This window comes from Streptomyces sp. NPDC016469, assembly GCF_040632905.1.
Taxonomy (GTDB): domain Bacteria; phylum Actinomycetota; class Actinomycetes; order Streptomycetales; family Streptomycetaceae; genus Streptomyces.
Map to the genome: position 1 here is coordinate 224,194 of NZ_JBEYCQ010000001.1, position 21,504 is coordinate 245,697.

General features: G+C 73.5%; 21 protein-coding genes. 6 read left to right on the plus strand and 15 right to left on the minus strand.

Annotated elements, in window-relative coordinates:
• Positions 1-8 precede the first annotated feature (8 nt).
• On the minus strand, positions 9-296 hold the full coding sequence (locus tag ABZ565_RS01085) for a hypothetical protein (protein WP_164637284.1): 288 nt from the start codon (positions 294-296) through the stop codon (positions 9-11).
• 148 nt (positions 297-444) lie between these two features.
• On the opposite strand from ABZ565_RS01085, the gene ABZ565_RS01090 reads away from it, so the two are divergent.
• The 3 genes from ABZ565_RS01090 to ABZ565_RS01100 all read left to right on the plus strand — a co-directional run bounded on the left by ABZ565_RS01090 (position 445) and on the right by ABZ565_RS01100 (position 2,944).
• The gene (locus ABZ565_RS01090; protein WP_361018771.1) at positions 445-999 is read left to right on the plus strand and encodes a hypothetical protein; all 555 of its coding nucleotides are present in this window, start codon (positions 445-447) and stop codon (positions 997-999) included.
• Between the two features lie 40 nt (positions 1,000-1,039).
• Positions 1,040-1,816: a maleylpyruvate isomerase family mycothiol-dependent enzyme gene (locus ABZ565_RS01095; protein ID WP_361018774.1), complete on the plus strand. Its 777-nt coding sequence runs from the start codon at positions 1,040-1,042 to the stop codon at positions 1,814-1,816.
• A gap of 87 nt (positions 1,817-1,903) precedes the next feature.
• On the plus strand, positions 1,904-2,944 hold the full coding sequence (locus tag ABZ565_RS01100; protein WP_361018777.1) for a PHP domain-containing protein: 1,041 nt from the start codon (positions 1,904-1,906) through the stop codon (positions 2,942-2,944).
• Positions 2,945-3,014: 70 nt separating this feature from the next.
• On the opposite strand, the gene ABZ565_RS01105 is transcribed toward ABZ565_RS01100, so the two are convergent.
• The 6 genes from ABZ565_RS01105 to ABZ565_RS01130 form a co-directional block, all read right to left on the minus strand.
• Positions 3,015-3,788 carry a hypothetical protein gene (locus ABZ565_RS01105; RefSeq protein ID WP_361018780.1) on the minus strand — a complete coding sequence of 258 codons (774 nt, stop codon included), beginning with the start codon at positions 3,786-3,788 and terminating at the stop codon, positions 3,015-3,017.
• 223 nt (positions 3,789-4,011) lie between these two features.
• A complete protein-coding gene (locus ABZ565_RS01110) occupies positions 4,012-4,938 on the minus strand; it encodes an N-acetylmuramoyl-L-alanine amidase (RefSeq protein ID WP_361018783.1) in 927 nt (308 codons plus the stop codon).
• An 83-nt stretch (positions 4,939-5,021) separates the two neighbouring features.
• The gene (locus tag ABZ565_RS01115) at positions 5,022-5,609 is read right to left on the minus strand and encodes a class I SAM-dependent methyltransferase (protein WP_361019277.1); all 588 of its coding nucleotides are present in this window, start codon (positions 5,607-5,609) and stop codon (positions 5,022-5,024) included.
• A 150-nt stretch (positions 5,610-5,759) separates the two neighbouring features.
• The gene (locus ABZ565_RS01120) at positions 5,760-7,085 is read right to left on the minus strand and encodes a M20/M25/M40 family metallo-hydrolase (protein ID WP_361018786.1); all 1,326 of its coding nucleotides are present in this window, start codon (positions 7,083-7,085) and stop codon (positions 5,760-5,762) included.
• Positions 7,082-8,473, minus strand: a complete 1,392-nt coding sequence (locus tag ABZ565_RS01125; RefSeq protein ID WP_361018788.1) for a cytosine permease — start codon at positions 8,471-8,473, stop codon at positions 7,082-7,084. The genes ABZ565_RS01120 and ABZ565_RS01125 overlap by 4 nt, the downstream gene beginning before the upstream one ends.
• A complete protein-coding gene (locus ABZ565_RS01130; protein WP_361018791.1) occupies positions 8,473-9,426 on the minus strand; it encodes a DUF1177 domain-containing protein in 954 nt (317 codons plus the stop codon). Before ABZ565_RS01130 ends, ABZ565_RS01125 begins: the two co-directional genes overlap by 1 nt.
• 148 nt (positions 9,427-9,574) lie before the next feature.
• On the opposite strand from ABZ565_RS01130, the gene ABZ565_RS01135 reads away from it, so the two are divergent.
• The gene (locus ABZ565_RS01135; RefSeq protein WP_361018794.1) at positions 9,575-10,408 is read left to right on the plus strand and encodes an IclR family transcriptional regulator; all 834 of its coding nucleotides are present in this window, start codon (positions 9,575-9,577) and stop codon (positions 10,406-10,408) included.
• 25 nt (positions 10,409-10,433) lie between these two features.
• A complete protein-coding gene (pepE, locus tag ABZ565_RS01140; RefSeq protein WP_361018797.1) occupies positions 10,434-11,162 on the plus strand; it encodes a dipeptidase PepE in 729 nt (242 codons plus the stop codon).
• Here pepE and ABZ565_RS01145 read toward each other — a convergent pair.
• Entirely contained in the window at positions 11,125-12,930 is a 1,806-nt protein-coding gene (locus ABZ565_RS01145) for an MFS transporter (RefSeq protein WP_361018800.1), read from the minus strand. The genes pepE and ABZ565_RS01145 overlap by 38 nt on opposite strands.
• Before the next feature lie 270 nt (positions 12,931-13,200).
• Between ABZ565_RS01145 and ABZ565_RS01150 the strand changes: the two genes are divergently transcribed.
• Positions 13,201-14,688 carry an MFS transporter gene (locus ABZ565_RS01150; RefSeq protein ID WP_361018803.1) on the plus strand — a complete coding sequence of 496 codons (1,488 nt, stop codon included), beginning with the start codon at positions 13,201-13,203 and terminating at the stop codon, positions 14,686-14,688.
• On the opposite strand, the gene ABZ565_RS01155 is transcribed toward ABZ565_RS01150, so the two are convergent.
• The 7 genes from ABZ565_RS01155 to ABZ565_RS01185 all read right to left on the minus strand — a co-directional run bounded on the left by ABZ565_RS01155 (position 14,627) and on the right by ABZ565_RS01185 (position 21,500).
• A complete protein-coding gene (locus ABZ565_RS01155; protein ID WP_361018806.1) occupies positions 14,627-16,069 on the minus strand; it encodes a glycosyltransferase family 39 protein in 1,443 nt (480 codons plus the stop codon). The genes ABZ565_RS01150 and ABZ565_RS01155 overlap by 62 nt on opposite strands.
• A 53-nt stretch (positions 16,070-16,122) precedes the next feature.
• The gene (locus ABZ565_RS01160; protein ID WP_361019280.1) at positions 16,123-16,755 is read right to left on the minus strand and encodes a response regulator transcription factor; all 633 of its coding nucleotides are present in this window, start codon (positions 16,753-16,755) and stop codon (positions 16,123-16,125) included.
• Positions 16,756-16,760: 5 nt separating this feature from the next.
• Positions 16,761-17,963, minus strand: coding sequence for a sensor histidine kinase (locus ABZ565_RS01165; RefSeq protein WP_361018808.1), 1,203 nt, complete (start codon positions 17,961-17,963; stop codon positions 16,761-16,763).
• Between the two features lie 53 nt (positions 17,964-18,016).
• Positions 18,017-18,736 (minus strand): ABC transporter permease, encoded by a 720-nt coding sequence (locus tag ABZ565_RS01170; RefSeq protein ID WP_361018810.1) that lies wholly within the window; start codon positions 18,734-18,736, stop codon positions 18,017-18,019.
• Positions 18,736-19,698 (minus strand): ABC transporter ATP-binding protein, encoded by a 963-nt coding sequence (locus ABZ565_RS01175; RefSeq protein WP_361019283.1) that lies wholly within the window; start codon positions 19,696-19,698, stop codon positions 18,736-18,738. Before ABZ565_RS01175 ends, ABZ565_RS01170 begins: the two co-directional genes overlap by 1 nt.
• 221 nt (positions 19,699-19,919) lie before the next feature.
• Positions 19,920-20,096 (minus strand): hypothetical protein, encoded by a 177-nt coding sequence (locus ABZ565_RS01180; protein ID WP_361018813.1) that lies wholly within the window; start codon positions 20,094-20,096, stop codon positions 19,920-19,922.
• Between the two features lie 120 nt (positions 20,097-20,216).
• Complete coding sequence (locus ABZ565_RS01185) at positions 20,217-21,500, minus strand: hypothetical protein (RefSeq protein ID WP_361018816.1); 1,284 nt, start codon at positions 21,498-21,500, stop codon at positions 20,217-20,219.
• Between the last annotated feature and the right edge of the window lie 4 nt (positions 21,501-21,504).

Below are 21,504 nucleotides of genomic sequence, written 5' to 3' on the forward strand. Positions count from 1 at the left end.
CGCGTCCGTCAGCGCCGGACGCGGCCTGCCACGGCGTGCCCGATGAACAGGTACACCAGGGCGGCGAGGCCGTAGCCGGCGACGACGTTGGCCCATGCCTTGTCGAACGTGAACAGGTCGTACGACCAGCCCGCGAGCCACCTGGCGGTGTCCCGCACGAACTCGACCAGTTCGTTGCCCCGGTTCGCGTCGAGCAGGTACATCAGGATCCACAGGCCGATGATGAAGGCCATGACGTCCGCCACGAGGGCGATGACACGTGCTGCGGTGAAGCCGTTGCCTCTGCTGTAGGACATGGTCTCCGCGTTGCCGCTCCCGCCCGGCCGAAACCCCTCGGCCGGACCCGTACGGCCGCGCAGCGGTGGCGGACCGCCCGGGGCGCGGCCAGCCTGGCGGGGAGTGCCGGGCCCCGGCACCCGTTCCGCCCGGCCAGGGAGGCCCGCCGTGCCCCGACCCGTACCGCTCCGCCGCCTGCTCCTCGCGCTGCTGCTGGCCTGCACGGTACTGGCGGGCACCACCGCGTGCGGGAGCGACGACAAGGGCAGCGGTGCGAGCAGTTCGGCGTCGCCCTCCGGTACCTCGTCGGCCCAGGCGCAGAAGTGGGCCAAGACCAGGTTCGTCGCCAACGCGGGGCTCGCCGCGGGCGCCACGTACCAGTGGATCGTGAAGCCTTACCGGGCCGGGAAGTTCAAGAAGGGCGCCGACGGGCGCACGTTCGCGCTCGTCAAGGCCGGGCTCGCGGGCGGCTTCGCCTACAACCGGCTGAAGGCCGCCACCGAGAACGCCAAGGGCGACCCGCTGCTGTCGAAGGCGGTCGCCCCGCTCACCGCGGGCATCGAATCGCTCAAGGGCCTCGGCAGCAAGCTCCGCAAGGGCGAGGCGGGGGCGGGTGACATCGGCGTCTTCGAGGACGTCATCAGCGGCATCAAGGACGCCGGGAAGAGCGCGGGCGCCGAGGTGAAGGACAAGGTCCCGTCCACCTCGCAGCTCGGCGGATAACCGCATGTGGAAGGCGGGCCGGCCGCACTAGGGTGCGATCATGGGACTTCTCGCGCACGAGCGCTACTGCGATGAAATCGTCCGCCTCACCGGGGAGTTGAGGGCGGCCCTCAAAGGCGCCGACCTCGGCACGACCGTGCCGACCTGCCCCGACTGGACCCTGCGCGAACTGGCCGGGCACGTCGGCCGCGCCCACCGATGGGCCGGCGAGATCGTCCGCACCCGGGCCGCCGAGGCGGTCGAGGACGAGAAGGTGCCGGACAACAGCCCGGCGAGCGGCGACCCCGCGGCGCTCGACGCCTGGCTCGCGGAGGGGGCCGCCGGCACCGCCGACGCGCTGCGGAAGGCCGGGCCGGACGCCGAGGTGTGGTCCTGGTCCTCGGACCACAGCGCGGGCTTCTGGGCCCGCCGCATGGCCATCGAGACCGTCGTCCACCTCGCCGACGCGGCCCTCGCCGCGGAGGTCCCGTACACGATGACGCCGGAGCTGGCGGCGGACGCCATCGACGAGTGGCTGGAGATCGTGGTCTTCGCGCAGAAGCAGGGCCACCCCGGGATCGCCGAGTTGCCCCGCGACGGGCGCACCCTGCACCTGCACGCCACCGACGCACCCGACGCCGAATGGCTCATCGAGCGTGGCGCGGACGGCGTCACCTGGCGCCGGGCGCACGACAAGGCGGACGTGGCGCTGCGGGGGCCGCTCACCGACGTGATGCTGGTGCTCAACCGCCGCCTGGCCCCCGACAGCGACCGGGTGGAGGTGCTGGGCGACGGCGGGGTGCTGGATTCCTGGCTCGAGCACACCACCTTCGGCTGAGCGGCCCGGCCCGGTGTGCGGGCCCGGCCGCGCTGGGCCAAGCTGGACGGGCGGCCGCCAACCGTCCCGTCCCGCGAGGAGGTGCCGATGGACCCGGTCAGGGCCCTGGAGCGGATCGCCTTCCTGCTGGAGCGCGGCAAGGCGGTCACCTACCGCGTCCAGGCGTTCCGCACCGCCGCGCGCACCGTCGCCGCGATGGACGGCGGCGAGGTGGAGCGGCGCGTCGCGGACGGCTCGCTGGCACGGGTCAAGGGCATCGGTCCCCGCACCGCCCAGGTGATCCGCGAGGCGGTGGCCGGGGAGACACCCGGCTACCTGGACCGCCTGGAGTCCGAGGCGGCGAGCGCCGGGCCCCTCGCGGAGGGCGGCGAGCACCTGCTCTCACTGCTGCGCGGCGACTGCCATACGCACTCCGACTGGTCGGACGGCGGCAGCCCCATCGAGGAGATGGGGCGCGCGGCGGCGGAACTGGGCCATGACTGGACGGTGCTCACCGACCACTCGCCCCGGCTCACCGTGGCGGGCGGCCTCTCCCCGGAGCGGCTGCGCCGTCAGCTCGCCGAGGTGGCCGAACTCAACGAGCGCTGGGCGCCGTTCAGGCTGCTCACCGGCATCGAGTGCGACATCAACCTCGACGGCTCCCTCGATCAGGAGGAGGACCTGCTCGAACAGGTCGACCTGGTCGTGGTCTCCGTCCACTCCAAACTCCGCATGGACGCCGCCCCGATGACCCGGCGCATGGTCACCGCCGTCCGCCATCCCCAGGCGAACGTCCTCGGCCACTGCACCGGGCGCCTCGTCACCGGCCGGGGCCGCCCCGAGTCGTCGTTCGACGCCGACGAGGTCTTCGCCGCCTGCGCGGAGGCGGGCACCGCCGTCGAGATCAACAGCAGGCCCGAACGCCTCGACCCGCCCCGCAGGCTGCTGCGCCGGGCCGTGGCGGCGGGCACCCTGTTCGCCGTCGACACCGACGCCCACGCACCGGGCCAGCTCGACTGGCAGGCGTACGGCTGCGCCCGCGCCGAGGAGTGCGAGGTGCCGCCGGGGCGCGTGGTCACCACCTGGACGGCCGACGAGCTGCTGCGCTGGACGCGGAAGGGCAAGGTCCCCGAGCGCGCGGCCGGTTGAGCCCCGGGTACGCCGACGGCCCCCCGCCCGGAGGGGGCGGGGGGCCGCTGCGACGGACAGGGTGCGGGCGTCAGCCGCGCTGGATGCCCGTGGTGTCCTGGAGGACGCCGCGACGGCCGTCCTGCGTCTGGGCGATCAGCGCCGAACCGCGCTGCTCGACCGCGAGGTACCAGGTGCCCGGCGCCAGCTCGGCGATCGGGGCCTGCGAACCGTCCTCGTTGTACAGCTGGCGGGCCACCGGCACCGCGAACCAGAACGGGGTGAAGTCACCGGAGCCGCCACCGGCCGCCGGCGCCGCCGGAGCCTTCTGCGCCTCGGGCTGGCCCGGCTGCTGCGCACCGTACGGCTGCGGCTGGCCCGGCTGCTGGCCGCCGAACGCCGGCTGCGGACCGCCCGGGTAGCCGTAGCCCTGGCCCGGCTGGCCGCCGTACGGCGGGTGCACGGCCTGCGGGTTGGGGGCGCCGGCGAGCGGGGCCTTCAGGGCCGGGACCAGCGGCGAGGCGACCGCGCCCGCGGACAGCGCCAGGGAGGCGATGAAGCCGAGGATCAGGCCGGCGCCCGCGTCGATCTGGCCCAGGTCGATGATCGTCCAGAACATGTTCCAGGCGGTGAACACCGTGGCGGCGACACCGAACTGGGCGAGGTCGAGACCCGCGACCTTGCGCGGCTGGGGCTGCGAACGGGAGAGCACGATCAGCGCTGCGCCGATCACTCCGACCATGTAGACGCCGATGCCGTTGCCCAGGGAGTCCCAGGAGTTGGGGCCGTCGACGCCGCTGTTTCCGTAGTCGTAGTAGTCGAGGAACGAGGCGATGAACAGCACGACCGCTGCTCCGATCACCACGCCATCGCCTCGAGTGAGGGAGCGGATATTCACGTGAAGGTCCTTAGTCGATCGTCTCGTCGGGGCGGTCGTCGCTGCCGCCGGATACCCGGCGGGCACGGCTTGAAGCTCGGGAACGGCTCCCCATCGTAGGGATGAATCTATCGTCTGGCCCGGCGGGTTGTGTTCCTGCCCGGTTGGTGCGGGGACATCCTCCCGAATTCATCGCAGAATCACCCCTTGACTACCCCTTGAGGTAGCTGCTGATGCCGTCCGCGATGCCCTGGGCCGCCTTCTGGCGCCAACCCGGGCTGGTGAGCAGGGCGGCGTCCTCGGGATCACGCATATTGCCGCATTCGATGAAGACTTTGGGCACGGTCGACAAATTAAGTCCGCCGAGATCCTTGCGGACGTCCAAACCCGTTTTGCCGCCCACGTAATTGGAAGGGGAACTTCCGGTACTGCGTACGAACAGTCCGGCGATACGGGTACCGAGATCGCGTGAAGGCTCAACGATCTTCGAGGTGTTCGCGCCCCCGCCGCGCACGAGTGCGGGGAGGATCACATGGAACCCCCGGTTTCCCACGGCCGATCCGTCCGCGTGCACCGAGACCACCGCGTCCGCGTGCGCCTCGTTGCCGATCCGCGCCCGCTCGTCCACGCACGGCCCGAACTCCCGGTCCCGGTCGTACGTCAGGAGCACCGTCGCGCCCTGGGCCCGCAGCAGGTCCCGCAGCCGGTGCGCCACGTCGAGGGTGAACTCCGCCTCCGCGTAACCCCCGTTGGTGGCGGTCCCGGTGGTGTCGCACTCCTTGCGGCCGGTGCCGATGCCGACCTGGCGGTTGATCGCGGCGGTGTGCAGGTGGTTGCGCGGGTTGTGCCCGGGGTCGATGACCACCGTCCTGCCGGCCAGCGGGCCGGTGGGGGCGGCGCTCTCCGCCGGGGTCTTGGAGGGCGACTTCGACGGGGAGGCGGCCTTCGAGCGCGACGGTGACGGCGCGGCCGAGGTGGCCGGCGGGGTGGTGGCCGCACCGCCGCTCGGCCCGGCCTGGGCCTGCGCGGTGCCGCCTCCGTCGCCGCAGCCGGCCAGGCCCAGGCACAACAGGGCAGCGGCGGCGGCGAGCCGGAGCGGACGGCGCGGGGTGGGGGGAAGGCTCTCGTGGTGGCGCACCCGGCGATGCTACCGGCACCCCCTTGCCCTGTCCGGGGCGTCCGCGGACAGGCCGGGAACACCCCGTGAACAGGTCCGCGCGGTCAGATGCCCGGCCCGGTGCGGCGCAGCACGCGCAGCGAGTCCGTCACGGAGACCTCCGTGAAGGCGCCGGACCGCAGCGCCCGCAGATATACCCGGTACGGGGCCTGGCCGCCGTGCGCGGGGTCCGGGAACACGTCGTGGATCACCAGCAGCCCGCCCTCGGCTACATGCGGAGCCCACCCCTCGTAGTCGCCGTTCGCGTGCTCGTCGGTGTGGCCGCCGTCGATGAAGACGAAGCCCAGCGGGCCGCCCCACACCGCCGCCACCTGCGGCGAGCGCCCCACGAGCGCCACCACGTGGTCCTCCAGGCCCGCCGCGTGCAGCGTCCTGCGGAAGGTGGGCAGGGTGTCCATCCGGCCGACCTCCGGGTCCACCACGGTCGGGTCGTGGTACTCCCAGCCGGGCTGCTGCTCCTCGCTGCCCCGGTGGTGGTCGACGGTGAGCGCGGTGACGCCGGCCGCCCTCGCCGCGTCGGCGATCAGGATCGTGGAGCGCCCGCAGTAGGTGCCGACCTCCAGCAGCGGCAGGCCGAGCGCGGCGGCTTCGGTGGCCGCCTCGTACAGCGCGAGCCCCTCGACCACCGGCATGAAGCCCTTGGCGGCCTGGAAGGCGGCGAGAATCTCCGGCTCGGGCTCGGCTGCCACGGCGTTCCTCCTGGTCGGTACGGGTACGGCGTCATCGTGCCGTACGCCCCCGCCGAACCTACCGGCGGGGGCGTACGGGAGGTCCGCAGCGGATCAGCAGCTCTGCCACAGGCGCGTCATGACGCGCACCCCGAAGCGCAGCCCCTCCAGCGGGACGCGCTCGTCCACGCCGTGGAAGAGGCGGCCGTAGTCCAGGTCGTGCGGGAGCTTCAGGCCCTTGAAGCCGAAGCAGCGGATGCCCAGGTGCGTGAACGCCTTGGCGTCGGTGCCGCCGGGGTTGCAGTACGGCACCGGGTGGCCGTCCGGGTCCTCCGCGCGGACCGCCGCGCACATGGCGTCGACCAGCGGGCCGTCGAACGTGGTCTCCATGGCGATGTCGTGGTTGACCCACTCCCGGCTGACCGAGGGCAGCAGCAGCCGGTCGATCGTGTCGATCAGCTCCTGCTCGTGGCCCGGCAGGAAGCGGCCGTCCACCCGGGCGGTGGCCTTCCCCGGGATCACGTTGGTCTGGTAGCCGGCGTCGAACATCGTCGGGTTCGCCGAGTTGCGCAGCACCACCTGCAGGAAGTCCGCGACCGGGCCGAGCCGGGCGAGGCTGCCCTCGATGTCCTCCTCGTCGAACTCCACGCCGTAGAGCCGGGCGGCCTCTTCGAGCAGCGCGCGGACCGGCTCGATCAGGCGGACCGGGAAGGTCTCGCGGCCGATCCGGGTCAGCGACTCCGCGAGGTCGGTGACCGCGTTCTCGTCGTTGGGGGATGAGCCGTGGCCGGCCCGGCCGGTGGCGGTGAGCTCCATCCAGGCCATGCCGCGCTGGGCGTTCTCGATGGGGTAGAGCCGCCGGGTGTCGTCGATGGCGAAGGAGAACCCGCCGCCCTCGCCGATCGCCTCGGTGACCCCGGCGAACAGCTCCGGGCGGTGCTCGACCAGCCAGTGCGCGCCGAACTTCCCGCCCGCCTCCTCGTCCGCGAGGAAGGCGAGGACCAGGTCGCGCGAGGGGGCCGTGCCGGTGCGGGCGAAGTGCCGGGCGGTGGCCAGCATCACCGCGACGGTGTCCTTCATGTCGATCGCGCCCCGGCCCCAGAGGTAGCCGTCGCGGATCTCGCCGGAGAAGGGCGGCACCTGCCACTCGGAGGCGTCCGCCGGGACCACGTCCAGGTGGCCGTGGACCAGCAGGGCGCCGCGGGCCGGGTCGCGGCCGGCGATCCTGGCGATGACGCTGGCGCGGCCGGGCGCGGACTCGACCAGCTCCGAGTCGATGCCCACCTCGGCGAGGCGGGCCACGACCCACTCGGCGCTCGCGCGCTCGTCGCTCGTCGGGTTGGAGGTGTCGAACCTGATCAGCTCGGCGCAGAGGGCGACGGCCTCCTCCTGGGCCTCGTCGGAGGCCAGGACCGGTGCGGTGCCGGATGCGGTGCTCATGCTGCTCCCACAGGGGTGGTGGTGCGGGCGGCCGGGGCCGGGCCGTCCTGCTCGTCGGCGAGGACGGAGGTGCCGTAGGGCTTGATCCAGCCCAGCAGGCCCAGGACGCAGTACAGGACGAAGGCGGTGGCCAGCGAGTTCAGGGCCGGGATGCCGCCGTCGAAGAACTTGCCGACGCAGAAGGCCGCGATCCAGATCGCGATCGACATCGGCACCCAGGTCGGGGAGTGCGCCGGGAGGGTCTGGGCCTCCCGGGTCTCGTCCAGCGGCTTGCGCATCCGCTTCACGACCCAGTACTCGGCCACGATGATGCCGCCGATGGGCGGGATGGCGACGCCGAGGATCGTCAGGAACTCGGTGAAGTGGCTCATGATCCCGACGGCCGACAGGACCGTGCCCGCGATGCCGAGCACGATGGTCACCGCGCCGCGGTGGACGCGCTTGCCGAAGACGACCTGGAAGAAGTTGACGACGCCGAGCGAGGAGCCGTACAGGTTCCAGTCGTTGATCTTCGCGGTGGACATCAGGACGACGAGCACCCCGAAGGCGCCGGAGGTGGAGAGCACGATGTGCGAGACCTCGCTGCTCTTGACCAGGTGGCCCAGGAGCACACCGGTCAGGCCGACGATGTACTCGGAGAGGATCATGGACGAGGCGCTCTGCAGGAAGACGTGCGAGCCCTTGCGGTTGTAGCGGGTCATCTCGGGGGAGACGATCGCGCCCGTCATGTAGCCGCCCGCGATGGCGGTGGCGGCGACGGCCAGCGGGATCGTGTCGCCCGGCGGCGGCGAGTGGACCAGGTCGCCGAACGAGTGGTCGTTCAGGGTCCGGATGACCGAGAAGGCGACCATGGCGAAGAACAGCGGGGTGACGACCTTCGCGAAGTTGGCCATGTACTTGAAGCCGAAGATCACCAGGGCGGTGATGGCGATGCCCGCGAGCACGCACCACATCCAGGACGGACCGCCGACGAGCGCCGAGACACTGTCGCCGAAGATCTTGTTCTGGACGCCGAACCAGCCGACCAGGCTCACCGCGATCACGAAGCTGACCAGCGCCGAGCCGTTGCGCCCGAAGCCCACCCAGCGGGTCAGCATCGGTGTCGCCAGGCCCTCGCGCATCCCGGCCAGGCCGATCGCGAAGATCACCACCTCCAGGATCACCGCGCCCAGCGTGAACGCGAGGAACGCGTCGCCGAACGTCATCCCGACACCGATGGTGGCGCCGAGCGTGAACTGCGAGATCGAACCGGACTGGGCCAGCCACTGGAGGAGCATCGACCAGAAGCCGAACCGCTGGTCGCGCGGGACGCGCGAGAGCGCGTAGTCGTCGCTGCCGATGCTCTTGGGCGCGGGCGCCACGGCACCGGACTGCGGGGCGGCTGCCATCAGGACTCCTGGGGGGTACGGCCGAAGGTCTGCAGGTGGGTCAGCGAGCCGTAGCGGCTGACGAGGTTGTCGAACTCCACCGCGTCGTGGAAGTCCAGCCGGCCGTCGCCGTACGCCTTGGCGACCTCGACGGCGTAGCGGGCGGCGGAGGCGATGTCGCTCTCGTGACTCGCGCCCGTCCCGCAGCCCGGCACCGCCGCCGCCGACGTGATGGCCAGGCCGATCACGGGGGCCGCCGTCGCGGTGGAGGGCTGGAGGATCGAATTGATGTGGTGTGCACCATTACCGTACGGGGTGATGTCCTGGGTGGTCACCGGGTACGTGACCAACGGCTCACCGGTCACCACGGCCAGCAGCTCCCCCAGCTGCTCGTTCACGCGGAGCACCCAGCCCTCCTTGACGGTGGGCGACAGGGCGAGGCCCTTGTGGTTGATGATGCGGTTGCCCTTGGTGGTGTCGATGGAGAGCACGGCCTCCATCTCGCCGGTCACCTCGTGGCGGTTCATCGTGGCGATGTCGACCGGCGAGCCCATGAACGGCACCGGGTCGTGCGGCTCGGTCGGCGCGTCCGGGCAGATGTGGGTGGCGATGATCACGTCGCCGGCCAGCACATCGCCCCGGCGGCGCATGTCGAGCAGCTTGGCGGCCGCGGCCAGCGCCGAGACCGCCCCGTCGGCGTCGGAGACCAGACCGGTCACCTCGGGCCGGGCGCCGATCCCGCCGAGCCGGCCGACCACGCCCAGGGTGCGGGCACCGCCCCCGGCCGTGCGGCCACGGGAGCCGGGGATGCGGACCGATACGAAGTCCGTCGAGCCCCGCTCACCGGCGACCGTGGTGACCTGTGCGGACGAGCCCTCGGCCCCCGCCGCGGCGTCCAGGTACTCGACGGCCGTCTTGCCGTTGGCCTGCGGGTCGTCGAGCAGCTCGACGAGGTCCAGTACGTACTTCAACATGGGGGGCCTTTCTCGCGCATCCGTCACACCCGTCCGGAGCCCGCCAGGGAGCCACGGCTCCGGACGGGGTGCTGAGAGCAGATTCGGGATCGGATAGCGTTGAGCGCAATGATTTCCCGTTATCTGCAATTCACGTCTGAATGGTGAGATGGCCATGGCGGAGTTCGAAGTCGACCGGCGCACCCCCGCCGGAGCCCTCCAGACCGTCGACCGCGCGCTGCTCGTGCTGCTCGCGTTCGAGCGGACCCGGCCCGACTGGGGAGTGACCGAGGTCGCGGCGGAGTTCGGCTGGGACACCTCCGTCGCCCAGCGGCTCCTCGCCACGCTCGCGGGACGCGGCTTCCTGGTCTCCGACCCCGCCACCCGGCGCTACCGCATCGGCCCCGCCGTACTGCGCCTGGGCCGGCTCTGGGAGCGCTCGGGATCGCTGGAGCTGCTGGCCGGACCGGTCCTGGAGGAGCTGCGCCGCGTCACCGGCGACACCGTGCTCTTCTGCCTGCCCGACAGCTTCCACATGCGGTGCGTGGCCGCCGAGGAGGGCGAGGCGGGGCCGCTGCGCTACTACCCGCTGGTCGGCGAGCTCTACCCGGCGCACGCCGGGGCGACCAGCAAGTCCTTCTACGCCTACCTGCCCGACGAGCAGCGCCACCGGCTCTTCCGGGGCCGCCCGATGGCCCGCTTCACCGACCGCACGGTCACCGACCCGGACGTGCTGGAGCAGCAGCTCCTGAAGGTCCGCGCCCAGGGGTACGCCTGGACCGTCGGCGAGTACGACACCGGCATCGCGACCCTCGCCGTACCCGTCTTCCTGGGCCGCGAACCGTACGGGAGCCTCAGCCTCGGCGGCGCCGAGGAGCGGTTCGAGGGCGCGCCGGAGAACCGCCTCGACGCGCTGCGGCACGCCGCCGCGCTGCTGGAGAAGCGCCTCACCCACCCGCCGCAGCGCCCGAAGCCGCGAGCGCGCCGCACCCCGTCCGCCTGAACCGAAGACCCCCGAGAGGAACCCCGTGCACCTGCTCCTGCTCTCCAACTCCACCCAGTACGGCCGCGGCTACCTGGAACACGCCCTGGACACGGTCACCGCGTTCCTGCCCGCCGGTGCCCGGCTGGCCTTCGTGCCGTACGCGCTCGCCGACCACGACACGTACACCGCGCGCGTCCGCGGCGCCCTGGAACCGGCCGGGATCACCGTGCGCGGTGTCCACGAGCACGCCCAGCCGGCCGCCGCGCTGAAGGACGCCGACGCGGTGTTCATCGGCGGCGGCAACTCCTTCCGGCTGCTCGGCGCGCTGCACCGGACCGGGCTGCGCGAGGCCGTCGCGGACGCCGTGCGCGCCGGGCTGCCGTACATGGGGGCGAGCGCCGGGACCAACATGGCGGCGCCCACCCTGCGGACCACCAACGACATGCCCATCGTGCAGCCGCCGTCCTTCGCGGCCCTGGGCCTCGTCCCGTTCCAGATCAACCCGCACTACCTGGACCCGGACCCGGCCGGCACCCACAAGGGCGAGACCCGCGAGGAACGGCTCACCGAATTCCTGGAGGAGAACGACGTCCCGGTCCTCGGCCTGCGCGAGGGCACCTGGCTCCGCGTCGAGGACGAGACCGCCCGGGTCGAGGGCGCCCACCCCACCCGCCTGTTCACGCGGGGCGCCGAGCCCCGGGAACTGGCGGCCGGGACGGACGTGTCCTGGCTGCTCAGGACCGAACCGCGGTTCGACGCCCCGGCGCGCTGACACCTCCCAGCACGAGGTCGGTGTCGACGGGGCCGCCGTTCGCCGGGCAGGCGGCCGGGCAGGCGCGCGGTGCGTGGCCGGTCGCCGACGCCGCCAGGACGAACGTGCCGGCCTCCGGGGCGGCCAGCGCCCAGCGGCCGAGCGCGTCCGCGGCGGTGAGCCCCGCCTGCCGGCCCTGCCGGTCGATCAGGGTCACATTGGCCCCGGCGACCGGGGCCCCCTCCGCGTCCAGCACCCGGCCGCGGAAGCCCTCCGGCGCCGGCAGGGGCAGCGGTTCGGCGTCCTCGGCGGCGCGCCGGGCCGCCTCGTCGCCCTCGCTGCTCGCCAGCAGTACCGGCGCGGTGGCCGTGCGCCGGGACGGCAGGAACGAGGCCAGGACGAGACCGGCGACCACGGCGCCCGTCGCGATGAGGAACGAGATCCGGAAGCCCTTCATCGTGGGCACCTCGACCGCGCCCATCCGGGTCGAGGTGTGGGCCAGGACCATGCCGATCACCGCGCTCGACACCGAGGTGCCGATGGAGCGCATCAGGGTGTTGAGCCCGTTGGCGGCGCCGGTCTCCGAGGCGTCGACGGCGCCGATGATCAGGGCGGGCAGCGAGGAGTAGGCGAGCCCGATGCCGGCGCCGAGGAGGACCGCGATGACCACGGTCTGCCAGGCGGCGCTCATCAGGCCGAGCCCGGCCCCGTAACCGATCGCGATGATCAGCATGCCGAGGATCAGCGAGACCTTCGGGCCCCTGCGGGCGGAGATCCGGGCGTACAGCGGGGCGACGAACATCATCGTCAGGCCCAGCGGGGCCACGCAGAGCCCGGCGACGACCATCGACTTACCGAGGCCGTACCCGGTGGAGGCGGGCAGCTGGAGCAGCTGGGGCAGGACCAGCGAGACGGCGTAGAAGGCGACGCCGACCATGATCGAGGTCAGGTTGGTCAGCAGCACCTCGCGGCGGGCCGTGGTCCGCAGATCGACCAGCGGGGCTTCGCTGCGCAGCTCGAACAGTCCCCACAGCACCAGCACCACCAGCGACGCGGCGAGCAGGCCGAGCGTGGTGGGCGAGGCCCAGCCCCAGTCGGAGCCCTTGGTGATGGGCAGCAGCAGGAGCACCAGACCGAGCGAGAGGCCGAGCGCGCCGACGGTGTCGAACCGGCCGGGGGCGCGCAGCGTGGTCTCGGGCACCGCGAACACGGTCAGCGCCATGGCCAGCACGCCGAGCCCGGCCGAGCCGAAGAAGAGGGCGTGCCAGTCGGTGTGCTGGGCGACGAGCGCGGCGGCCGGCAGCGCGAGTCCGCCGCCCACCCCGATGGACGAACTCATCAGCGCCATCGCCGAACCCAGCTTCTCGCGCGGCAGCTCGTCGCGCATGATGCCGATGCCCAGCGGGATCGCGCCCATCGCGAAGCCCTGGAGGGCGCGGCCCACGATCATGACGACGAGGTCGTCGGTGAAGGCGCATATCAGGGAGCCGACCACCATCACGGCCAGGCTGGCCAGCAGCATCCCGCGCTTGCCGTACAGGTCTCCGAGCCGCCCCATGATCGGGGTGGCGACGGCTCCGGCGAGCAGGGTGGCGGTCATCACCCAGGTCGCGTTGGAGGGGGCGGTGTGCAGAAGGGCGGGCAGATCCTTGATGACGGGGACGAGCAGGGTCTGCATCACGGCGACGGTGATACCCGCGAAGGCCAGCACGGGGACGATCCCCCGGCCCGCCTTCGCGCGCGGATCAGGAAGCTCCGCGCCGGGCTGTTCGTGCGTCGTCTGTGGCATGCGTGCGGCCTCCGGGCAGCAGTGAGGAGTGGGGCGGTGCGTACGGTTACGGTCGGTGCCGCGGGCAGCACCGACCGCCAAGTCTGTGCAGGGTGAACCTTCCTCGGCTACGGCGTATTCCGGGGTGCGGGGTGCGAATCCGGCCCGGCCGCGCGCGGGGCGCGTACCGGACGGGCCTGACGTCACGTCAATTCGCTTTCCGGCCTACGCCGCTGGACCGAGGCCGACCGGACCTGAAACCGATGTACGAGGCACACAGGGGCTGCGAGTATGACGCCCATGGCCGACCTCTCGATGCCCGTACCGCCCACCGAGCGGAACGCCGCCCGCACCTGGGCGGTGGTCCTCGCCGCCTGCGTCGGGCAGTTCCTCGTGGTGCTCGACGTGTCCGTCGTCAATGTGGCCCTCCCGTCGATGCGCACCGACCTCGGGCTCAGCTCCACCGGGCTCCAATGGGTGCTCAACGCGTACTCGATCGCCTTCGCCGGGTTCATGCTGCTCGGCGGGCGCGCCGCCGACCTGTACGGCCGCAAGCGGATGTTCCTCGTCGGCCTCGGCCTGTTCACCGCCGCCTCGCTGGCCGGCGGGCTCGCCCAGGAGGGCTGGCAGCTGCTCGCCGCCCGCGCCGCGCAAGGGCTCGGCGCGGCCGTCCTCGCCCCGGCCACCCTCACCCTGCTCACCGCCGCCGTACCCGAGGGCCCGGCCCGCGCGAAGGCCATCGGCACCTGGATGGCGGTCGGCGCGGGCGGCGGCGCGGCGGGCGGACTCGTCGGCGGCGTGCTCACCGACACGCTGTCCTGGCGCTGGGTGCTGCTGATCAACGTGCCCATCGGGGTCCTTGTGCTGACCGCCGCCGCCCTCTGGCTCGCGGAGGGCCGCACGGGCGGGCGCAGCCGCGCCGACCTGCTGGGCGCCGTCCTCGTCACGGCGGGCCTCGCCTCCGTGGCGTACGGCATCGTGCAGACGGAGGAGGCGGGGTGGACCTCCGCCGCGACCCTGGTCCCGCTGCTCGGCGGACCCGTGCTGCTCGCCCTGTTCGCCCTCGTGGAGACGCGTACGGCGAAGCCCCTGATGCCGTTGCGGGTGCTGGGGGCGCGGGCGGTGGCGTCGGCGAACGTGGCGATGCTCGTCATCGGCTCGGCCACGTTCTCCATGTGGTACTTCATGACGGTGTACGCGCAGAACGTGCTGGACTACAGCGCGCTGGAGGCCGGGCTCGCCCTGATGCCGTCCTCGCTCGCCGTGGTGCTCGGCTCCAAGAGCGCGCCCCGGCTGATGGCCCGCGTCGGGGCGAAGAACCTCGCGCTGATCGGTACCGCCGTCACCGCGGCCGGCTTCGGATGGCAGTCCACGATGACCGCGCACGGCTCCTACCTCACCGCGGTCTGCCTGCCCGGCGTGCTCATGATGGCCGGTGCGGGGCTCGCCTCGACCCCGCTCGCCTCGCTGGCCACGTCGGGGGCGGCGCCGGGGGAGGCCGGGCTCGTCTCGGGGCTCGTCAACACCTCGCGCACCATGGGCGGCGCCCTCGGCCTCGCCGTGCTCTCCACGGTCGCCGCCGCCCGCACCGGGGACGGGGCGGACCCGGCCGCCCTCACCGCCGGCTACGCGCTGGCCTTCCGCACGGCGGGCGTCGTCCTGCTCGCGGGCCTGCTGCTGATGCTGCTGTGGCTCCCGCGCCACCGGCCGGAACGGCTCACTTCCGTGCGTACAGCGTCACCCGACGCCCCCGCACCCGCTCGTCCTCGATCACGGTGAAGTAGTTCTTCAGGACGGCCGCCTTCGCCCTCTCCCGCCGCCCGTTCTCCGGACGCGCCGCCCCCGGCGCGTCCGTGACCAGCAGTATCCGGCGCTGGGCGAGCATCGCGTCCCTTATCCGGGCCGGGGAAGCCTCCACCCCGTTCAGCGTCCCCGACGCGCGCGGGCCCCGGGCCAGCGCTATGTCGCGCAGACCGGTGAACGCCCCGGGCGAGACCAGCTTCGCGTCGCGCCGGGCGCCGGGCAGGAACACCACCGCGGTGCCCGGCTCCTTCAGCCGGCGCACGTCCGCCGTCATGGCCAGCACGTCGTCCACCCGGCTGGACGGCGCCCGCTTGGCCAGCGACTGCGGCAGCAGCGCCGCCACCGCGCAGGTGAGCAGCACGGGCACGAGCCACCGCGACGCCGCCGGGAACCGGGGCGCCACCGCCCGGACCGCCGCCCCCAGCAAGGAGCCGATGAGCAGCGCCAGGCCGAGCAGGCTGAAGAGTATGTAACGGTCCAGGAACAGCGGCTTCTCCAGCGAGACGGCGGCCAGGGCGAGTTGGGGGACCGCAAGCAGCGGCAGCCCCACCGACGCGACCGAGAGCCGGCGCCCGCCCGGCCGGTCCGCCAGGGCCCCGAGACCGCCGATCGCCAGGAGCGCCGCGGGGCCGATCATCATGTGCCAGGTCAGCGGCGGTATCCAGGACACCTGCCCGGACTGGCCCGAGGTGTACAGGATCAGCGGCAGCGCCCCCGCCGCGGCCGCCCCCGAGGCCGCCGTCCAGCGCGCCCACACCCGGCGCCCGGCCCCGGTCCACGTCAGCGTCGCCGCGTGCGCGGGCAGGATCAGCAGCGAGAACCAGTTCAGCAGCGCGCAGACCAGCACCGTGCCCGCGTACGCCGTCCAGCGCCCCCACCCCTCGCGCCCGTCGAGCAACGTCACCAGGAGCAGCGTCGAGACCCCGGCGCCTGCCGCGACCAGCGCGTACGGACGGCCCTCCTGGAGGTAGAACTGCACGGCCGGCAGCAGGCAGAGCGCCATTCCGCCGCCCAGGCCCGCCCCTCTTCCGGCCAGCCGCTCCCCGATGGCCGTCACGCAGGCCGCCGCCACCGCCATGGCCAGCACGGAGGGCAGCCGCAGGGTCGTGGTCGTCGGCCCGAACCAGTCGAAGAGCCCGTGCATCAGCAGGTAGTAGAGCCCGTGGACCGCGTCGACGTGGCCCAGCACCAGCCGTATCTCGGTGGCGGACCGCAGCGCCACCTGCCAGGTCGCCGCCTCGTCCCGCCACAGGCTGTCCTGCCGGGAGAGCCCCCAGAGCCCGAGGCCCAGTGTCCAGAGCGCCGGCACGAGCCAGAGCGGAACAGCGCGCCGGAGCACGGATATTCGAGACGGCATGAAGTGGTCGGCCCCCCCCGGGTGGTGACGGTACGGACGATGCGCCGGTGCGGTCAGAGCCAGCCCTGCTGCCGGGCCGCGCGCACTGCCTCCATGCGGTTGCGGGTGCCCGTCTTGCCGATCGCCGACGACAGGTAGTTGCGGACCGTGGACTCCGACAGATGCAGTTTCGCGGCGATGTCGGCGACCGTCGCCCCGTCCGCCGACGCGACCAGCGCGTCCCGCTCCCGCGCGGTGAGCGGACTCGGCCCCGAGCTGAGCGCGGCGGCGGCCAGCGCCGGATCGACCACCGTCTCCCCGGCGAGCACCCGGCGGATCGCCTGGGCCAGGTCCTCGACCGGGCCGTCCTTCACCAGGAAGCCCGCCGCCCCCGCCTCCATCGCCCGACGCAGATAACCCGGCCGCCCGAAGGTGGTGAGGATCAGCACCCGGCAGTCCGGGACCTCCTCGCGCAGATCGGCCGCCGCGTCCAGGCCGCTGCGCCCCGGCAGCTCGATGTCCAGCAGCGCCACGTCCGGCCGGGACGCCAGCGCGGCCGCCACGATCTCGTCGCCCGCGCCCACCTGGGCCACCACCTCGATGTCCGGTTCCAGCCCGAGCAGCAGGGCGAGCGCGCCGCGCATCATCCCCTGGTCCTCGGCGAGCAGGACGCGGACGGACGTGGCCGGGGGGTGCTCCTGAGGCATCTCGTTCACCGGCCCAGGGTAGGCGAGCAGGCCGGGTCGTCCCCCGCTCCGGGGGCCGGCGTCGCGTCGGCGTCGCCGTCCCCCTCGCCGCCCGCGTCCACCGGGAGTTCGGCCGTGACCACGAAGCCGCCGTCCGGGCCGGGGCCCGCCACCAGGGAGCCGCCCGCCGCCGCGAGCCGTTCGGTGAGCCCCTTCAGACCGGTGCCGCCGATGCCCGGGATGGGCGCGGGGCCCTCACGCTCGCCCCGGCCGTCGTCGGTCACCGTGAGCCGGACCTTCTCGCCGGTCCCGCTGACCTCGAACACGCAGCGCGTCGCCGAGGAGTGCCGCACCACGTTGGTGACGGCCTCCCGCACCACCCAGCCCAGCAGCGCCTCGGCCTGCGGGGCGAGCGGCGGCCCGGAGCGCCGGACGACCGGCTCGATCCCGGCGGCGGTCAGCGCGGACCTGGCCCGGTCCAGCTCGGTCGCGAGGCTCCCCTCGCGGTAGCCGGTGACGGCCTCGCGGATCTCGGTGAGCGCCTGGCGCCCGACGGACTCGATGTCGGCGACCTGGGACAGCGCCGCGTCCATGTCGCGCGGGGCGAGCCGGCGCGCGGCCTCCGACTTCACCACGATGACCGAGAGCGTGTGGCCCAGCAGGTCGTGCAGGTCGCGCGAGAAGCGCAGCCGCTCCCGCTCGACGGCGGCCCGGGCCAGCTCCTGGCGGGTGGCGCGCAGTTCCGTCACGGTCTCCGCCAGCCGGAGGATCGCCGACGTCACGGCACCGGAGATGAACGTCCCGTACCCCAGCGTCCACGGCGGCGAGGCGCTGTCGTCCCGCCAGACCGCGACCGCGCACGCGGCGACCGCGAGCCCGAGCAGCCCCACCGCCAGCAGGCGGTGGCGCAGGACCGTGCCGGCGGCCAGCGAGAGCAGCGGGAAGAACAGCAGCCAGCTGCCCCCGTAACCGATGGCCAGCGCGAAGGTGACCGCGGCCAGCGCGCCCAGCAGGACGTAGGTCACCGGGCTCTCGCGCTTCTCCTTGGTGAAGCCCCGGAACACCACCGAGATGTAGAGGGAGTTGAAGGCCAGCAGGCCGGCGCCGGCGATCCACGGGGTGGGGGTCTCGCCCTGGAAGAGGTTGGAGAAGGCGCCGAGACCCATCAGCAGCCACGGCAGCAGGGCGTACGGCGACGGCGGTCCCGGCCTGCGGCCCTCCTTCCGCATCCGGCGGCGCTCCTTGAACGATGGTCGTCCGGTCCCCGGCATGTTCGCTCCCGTCACACGGTCCTGGCGGACCGACGGTACGAGATCACCGCGTACCCGCCGAACAGCAGGAGCCAGACGGCGAGCACGCCCATGGTCATGGCGCCCGGCGCGTGCCCGTCGGTCGTCGCCCAGCCCAGGTCCGCGAACCGGTTGGCCGGGGTGAACCGGCCGACCGAGCGCAGCCACCCGGGCAGCATCTCCAGCGGGAACCACAGCCCGCCGACGACTCCGAAGCCCATCAGGCAGGCGACGTTGGCGACGCCGGTGCCCTGCGGGGTCAGCCGGTAGCCGTTGCCCAGGCCGAGCAGGGTGAAGGGCAGCGCGCCGATCCACAGCAGCACCACCAGCACCGCCCACTGCCAGGCCGCCATCCGCACCCCGTTGATCAGGGCGCCGGCCAGCAGCACGGTCAGGATCACCGGCAGCACGGTCACCGATCCGCTGACCGCCCGGCCCACCACCGCGTGCGAGGGGGAGAGCGGGGTGACCCTCAACTGCTGGAGCCAGCCGAGGGACTTGTCGGACGCGACGCCCGTGCCGATCGACATCGCGGAGCCGAGCGCGCCGTACGCGGCCATGCCGACCATGGACGCGGTCTTCCAGCCGTCGGCGCTGCCGTCACCGATGTTGGTGAAGAGCAGGTACATCATCACCGGCATACCCGTGCCGAAGATCAGGAATCCGGCGTCGCGCAGGGTCCGGCGCATTTCGAGCAGGATGTAACGGAACATCAGACGGTCTCCTTCTCGGTCCTGGGCGCGGTCCTCGCGGGTGCGGTGTCCCCGGGCGGCGCGGTGTCGCCCGGTGCGGGCTCCCCGGGTGCGGTGAGCGCCAGGAAGGCGGTCTCCAGCGTGGCCCGGGAGACCTGGAGGCCGCGGACCAGGCCCAGCCGGGCCAGCTCCACGACCGTCGCGTCCGAGTCGTCGGTGCGCAGCAGGGCGCGGTCGCCGGTCACCTCGACGGCGACGACACCGGGCAGCCGGTCCAGGCCCTCGGTGGAGCGGCCCGCGAGGTCGAAGGAGACCTGGCTGTGCCCGGCCGCGTCCTTGATCGCCTCGCCGCTGCCGTCCGCGACGATCCGGCCCCGGTCGATGACGACGATCCGGTCCGCGTTCTCGTCGGCCTCCTCCAGGTAGTGGGTGGAGAAGAGCACGGTGTTGCCGCGCCGGGCGTAGGCCCGCATCGAGTCCCAGAACGCGCGCCGCCCCGCCACGTCCAGGGCGGCGGTCGGCTCGTCCAGCACGATCAGCTCGGGGTTGCCGGCCAGCGCGACGGCGAACCGCACCCGCTGGGTCTGGCCGCCCGAGAGCTTGTCGATGCGCCGGTCCGCGTACTCCGCCACGCCCGCCAGGGCCAGCGCCTCGGCGACCGGCAGCGGACGCGGGTAGGTCGAGGCGACGAAGGCGACCAGCTCGCGCACGGTCACCCTCGGTATCGGCCGGCCCTCCTGGAGCATGGCGCCGACCAGCCCGGCCCGCACCGCCTGCCCGGGGGAGCGGCCCAGGACCCGCACGGCGCCCTCGTCCGGCTCGTCAAGACCGAGCAGCAGCGAGATGGTGGTGGACTTCCCCGCGCCATTGCGGCCGAGCAGGGCCACGGTCTCGCCGCGCCCGATCCGCACGTCGATCCCGTCGACGGCCCGTACGCTCCGCCCGGCCCGGCCGAACGTCTTCACCGCCCCGGTGAAGACCACCGCGGCCCCGTCGTCCCTTGTCTGCGTCATGTCTACGACGTTACGCAGCGTGAGCATGCGGCGGCAGATGTATATGTACGCGGTCCACCATGACATTTGTCATCGCGGACCCGGAGGGTCCGCGTCCGGTCGCGTCCAGGGCGGACAGGCGGCGCCCCCGCCGCCCGGGAGGCCGTCCCGGGCGGCGGGGGCGCCGCTTTCCCCTCCTCGACCGGCGGCGGTCAGGCCGCTGCCGCGCCGCTCTCCCCGTCGGGGCGGCGATGGCGGCCGGCCGGAGTCGCCGCCGTGTCGTCCGTCGCCACACCCCCTCGGTGCTTTCCGGAGCCGCCGGCGTCGCCCCGCTGCGCGTCCGCCCCCGGCGGGAACGTCTGGGTCGTTTCGATGCGGGCTTCAGACATGTGGGAAGTCACCCCGTTGTGATCGCTTACGTGTGTGCCAACCGGAGCGTCACGCCGCCGCCCGCCCGGAAAGGTCACGTTCGGTGACCGGGGCGCACGGTGCGTGAGCCCGGCCCCAGCTCAGCCAGGGGCCGTACGCCCCACGAGAGGCGCCTGCCCCAGAGGGACCGGTGTACACACTGGAGGATTCACCGATGGCGCGGAAGGTTGCCTCCCACTTGCATCGCCCGCGCATTCCGCCTCCTCCGGCATCTCCAGCAGGGCCACCGCGCACGCCGTGTCCCCGTCCGCGTACGGGAGTTTGAGCACCCCGTCGCGCGACCAGACCCCGCTGCCCGCCAGCCAGCCCCCGGGCGCCGCGAGCTGGTGCAGCCGGCGGCCCGACGGGCGCCACAGGCCGATCCAGCTGCCCGCCGCCCCGTCGATCCGGAGGGCCACCGCACAGCTCTCCGGCATCAGCGTCTGCCCCGGCTGCACGGCGAACGGCTCCACCGAGCAGTCCGGTGGCCGCAGGCACTCGGGGAACCGCACCGGCAGGCAGCTGCCGAGGACCCCCCAGCCGAGCCGGTCGCGGCCGGGCGCGTCCGAGCGGATCAGCAGCAGCCCGCTGTCCGGGTCCGCGAGCAGCAGCCGGTCGTCGCTGTCCGGCGTGATCTGGAGCAGCGGCGTCATCTCGGCGCCCCGTCCCAGGTCCACCGCGACCGTCTTCACCGGGCCGCCCCCGGCCGGCTCCCGGTCCAGGGCGAGCAGCCGGCCCGCCCGGTCCAGCCAGACGCCGCCGGAGCAGCGTCCCGGCAGGTCCGCGATCCGCGCGGGTCCGGCCGCCCCGCCCGCCACGCGCCACAGCTCCGTGGAGTACGCGCCGACCGCGAGGGCGTACGCGCTCGCCCCGTCCGGCGACGGCGGCAGCAGGGTGAGCGCGTCCCGCTCGACGGCCCCGAGCAGCAGCTCGCCGGTGCCGGGGCCGGTCGGGTAGAGCAGCGAGAAGGTGTGCCGCTCCGCGACCCGCCGCCGGATCAGCACCCGCCCGTCGGCGAGCGGCACCACCTGCGCCTCCGCCTCCTCCGGCTGATCGGTGGGCAGCGGCACGGCGTACGGCTCGGGCCCGTCGAGCGTCCAGCGCTCGGCATACCAGGCGGTGTCGGCGGCGGGCACCGGGGCGGCGGTGAGCCGGGCGCCGTAAGCGCCGTCCGCGGTGAGCGTGAAGGCGGGCAGAACCGTTTCGGCGGGCGCGTCCGCCTCGGCCGCGGCGGACGGTGCGGGAACCTCCGGCGCCGGGGCACCCTCCGTCGGGCCGGTCTCCCCGGCGGCCCCCGCGGGGCCGCCCGGATCGGGCTCCGGTTCCGGCTCCGCCGACCCGCCGTCACCCGTCGTGGTCCCGTCCTCGATGGCACAGGCAGTCATCGAC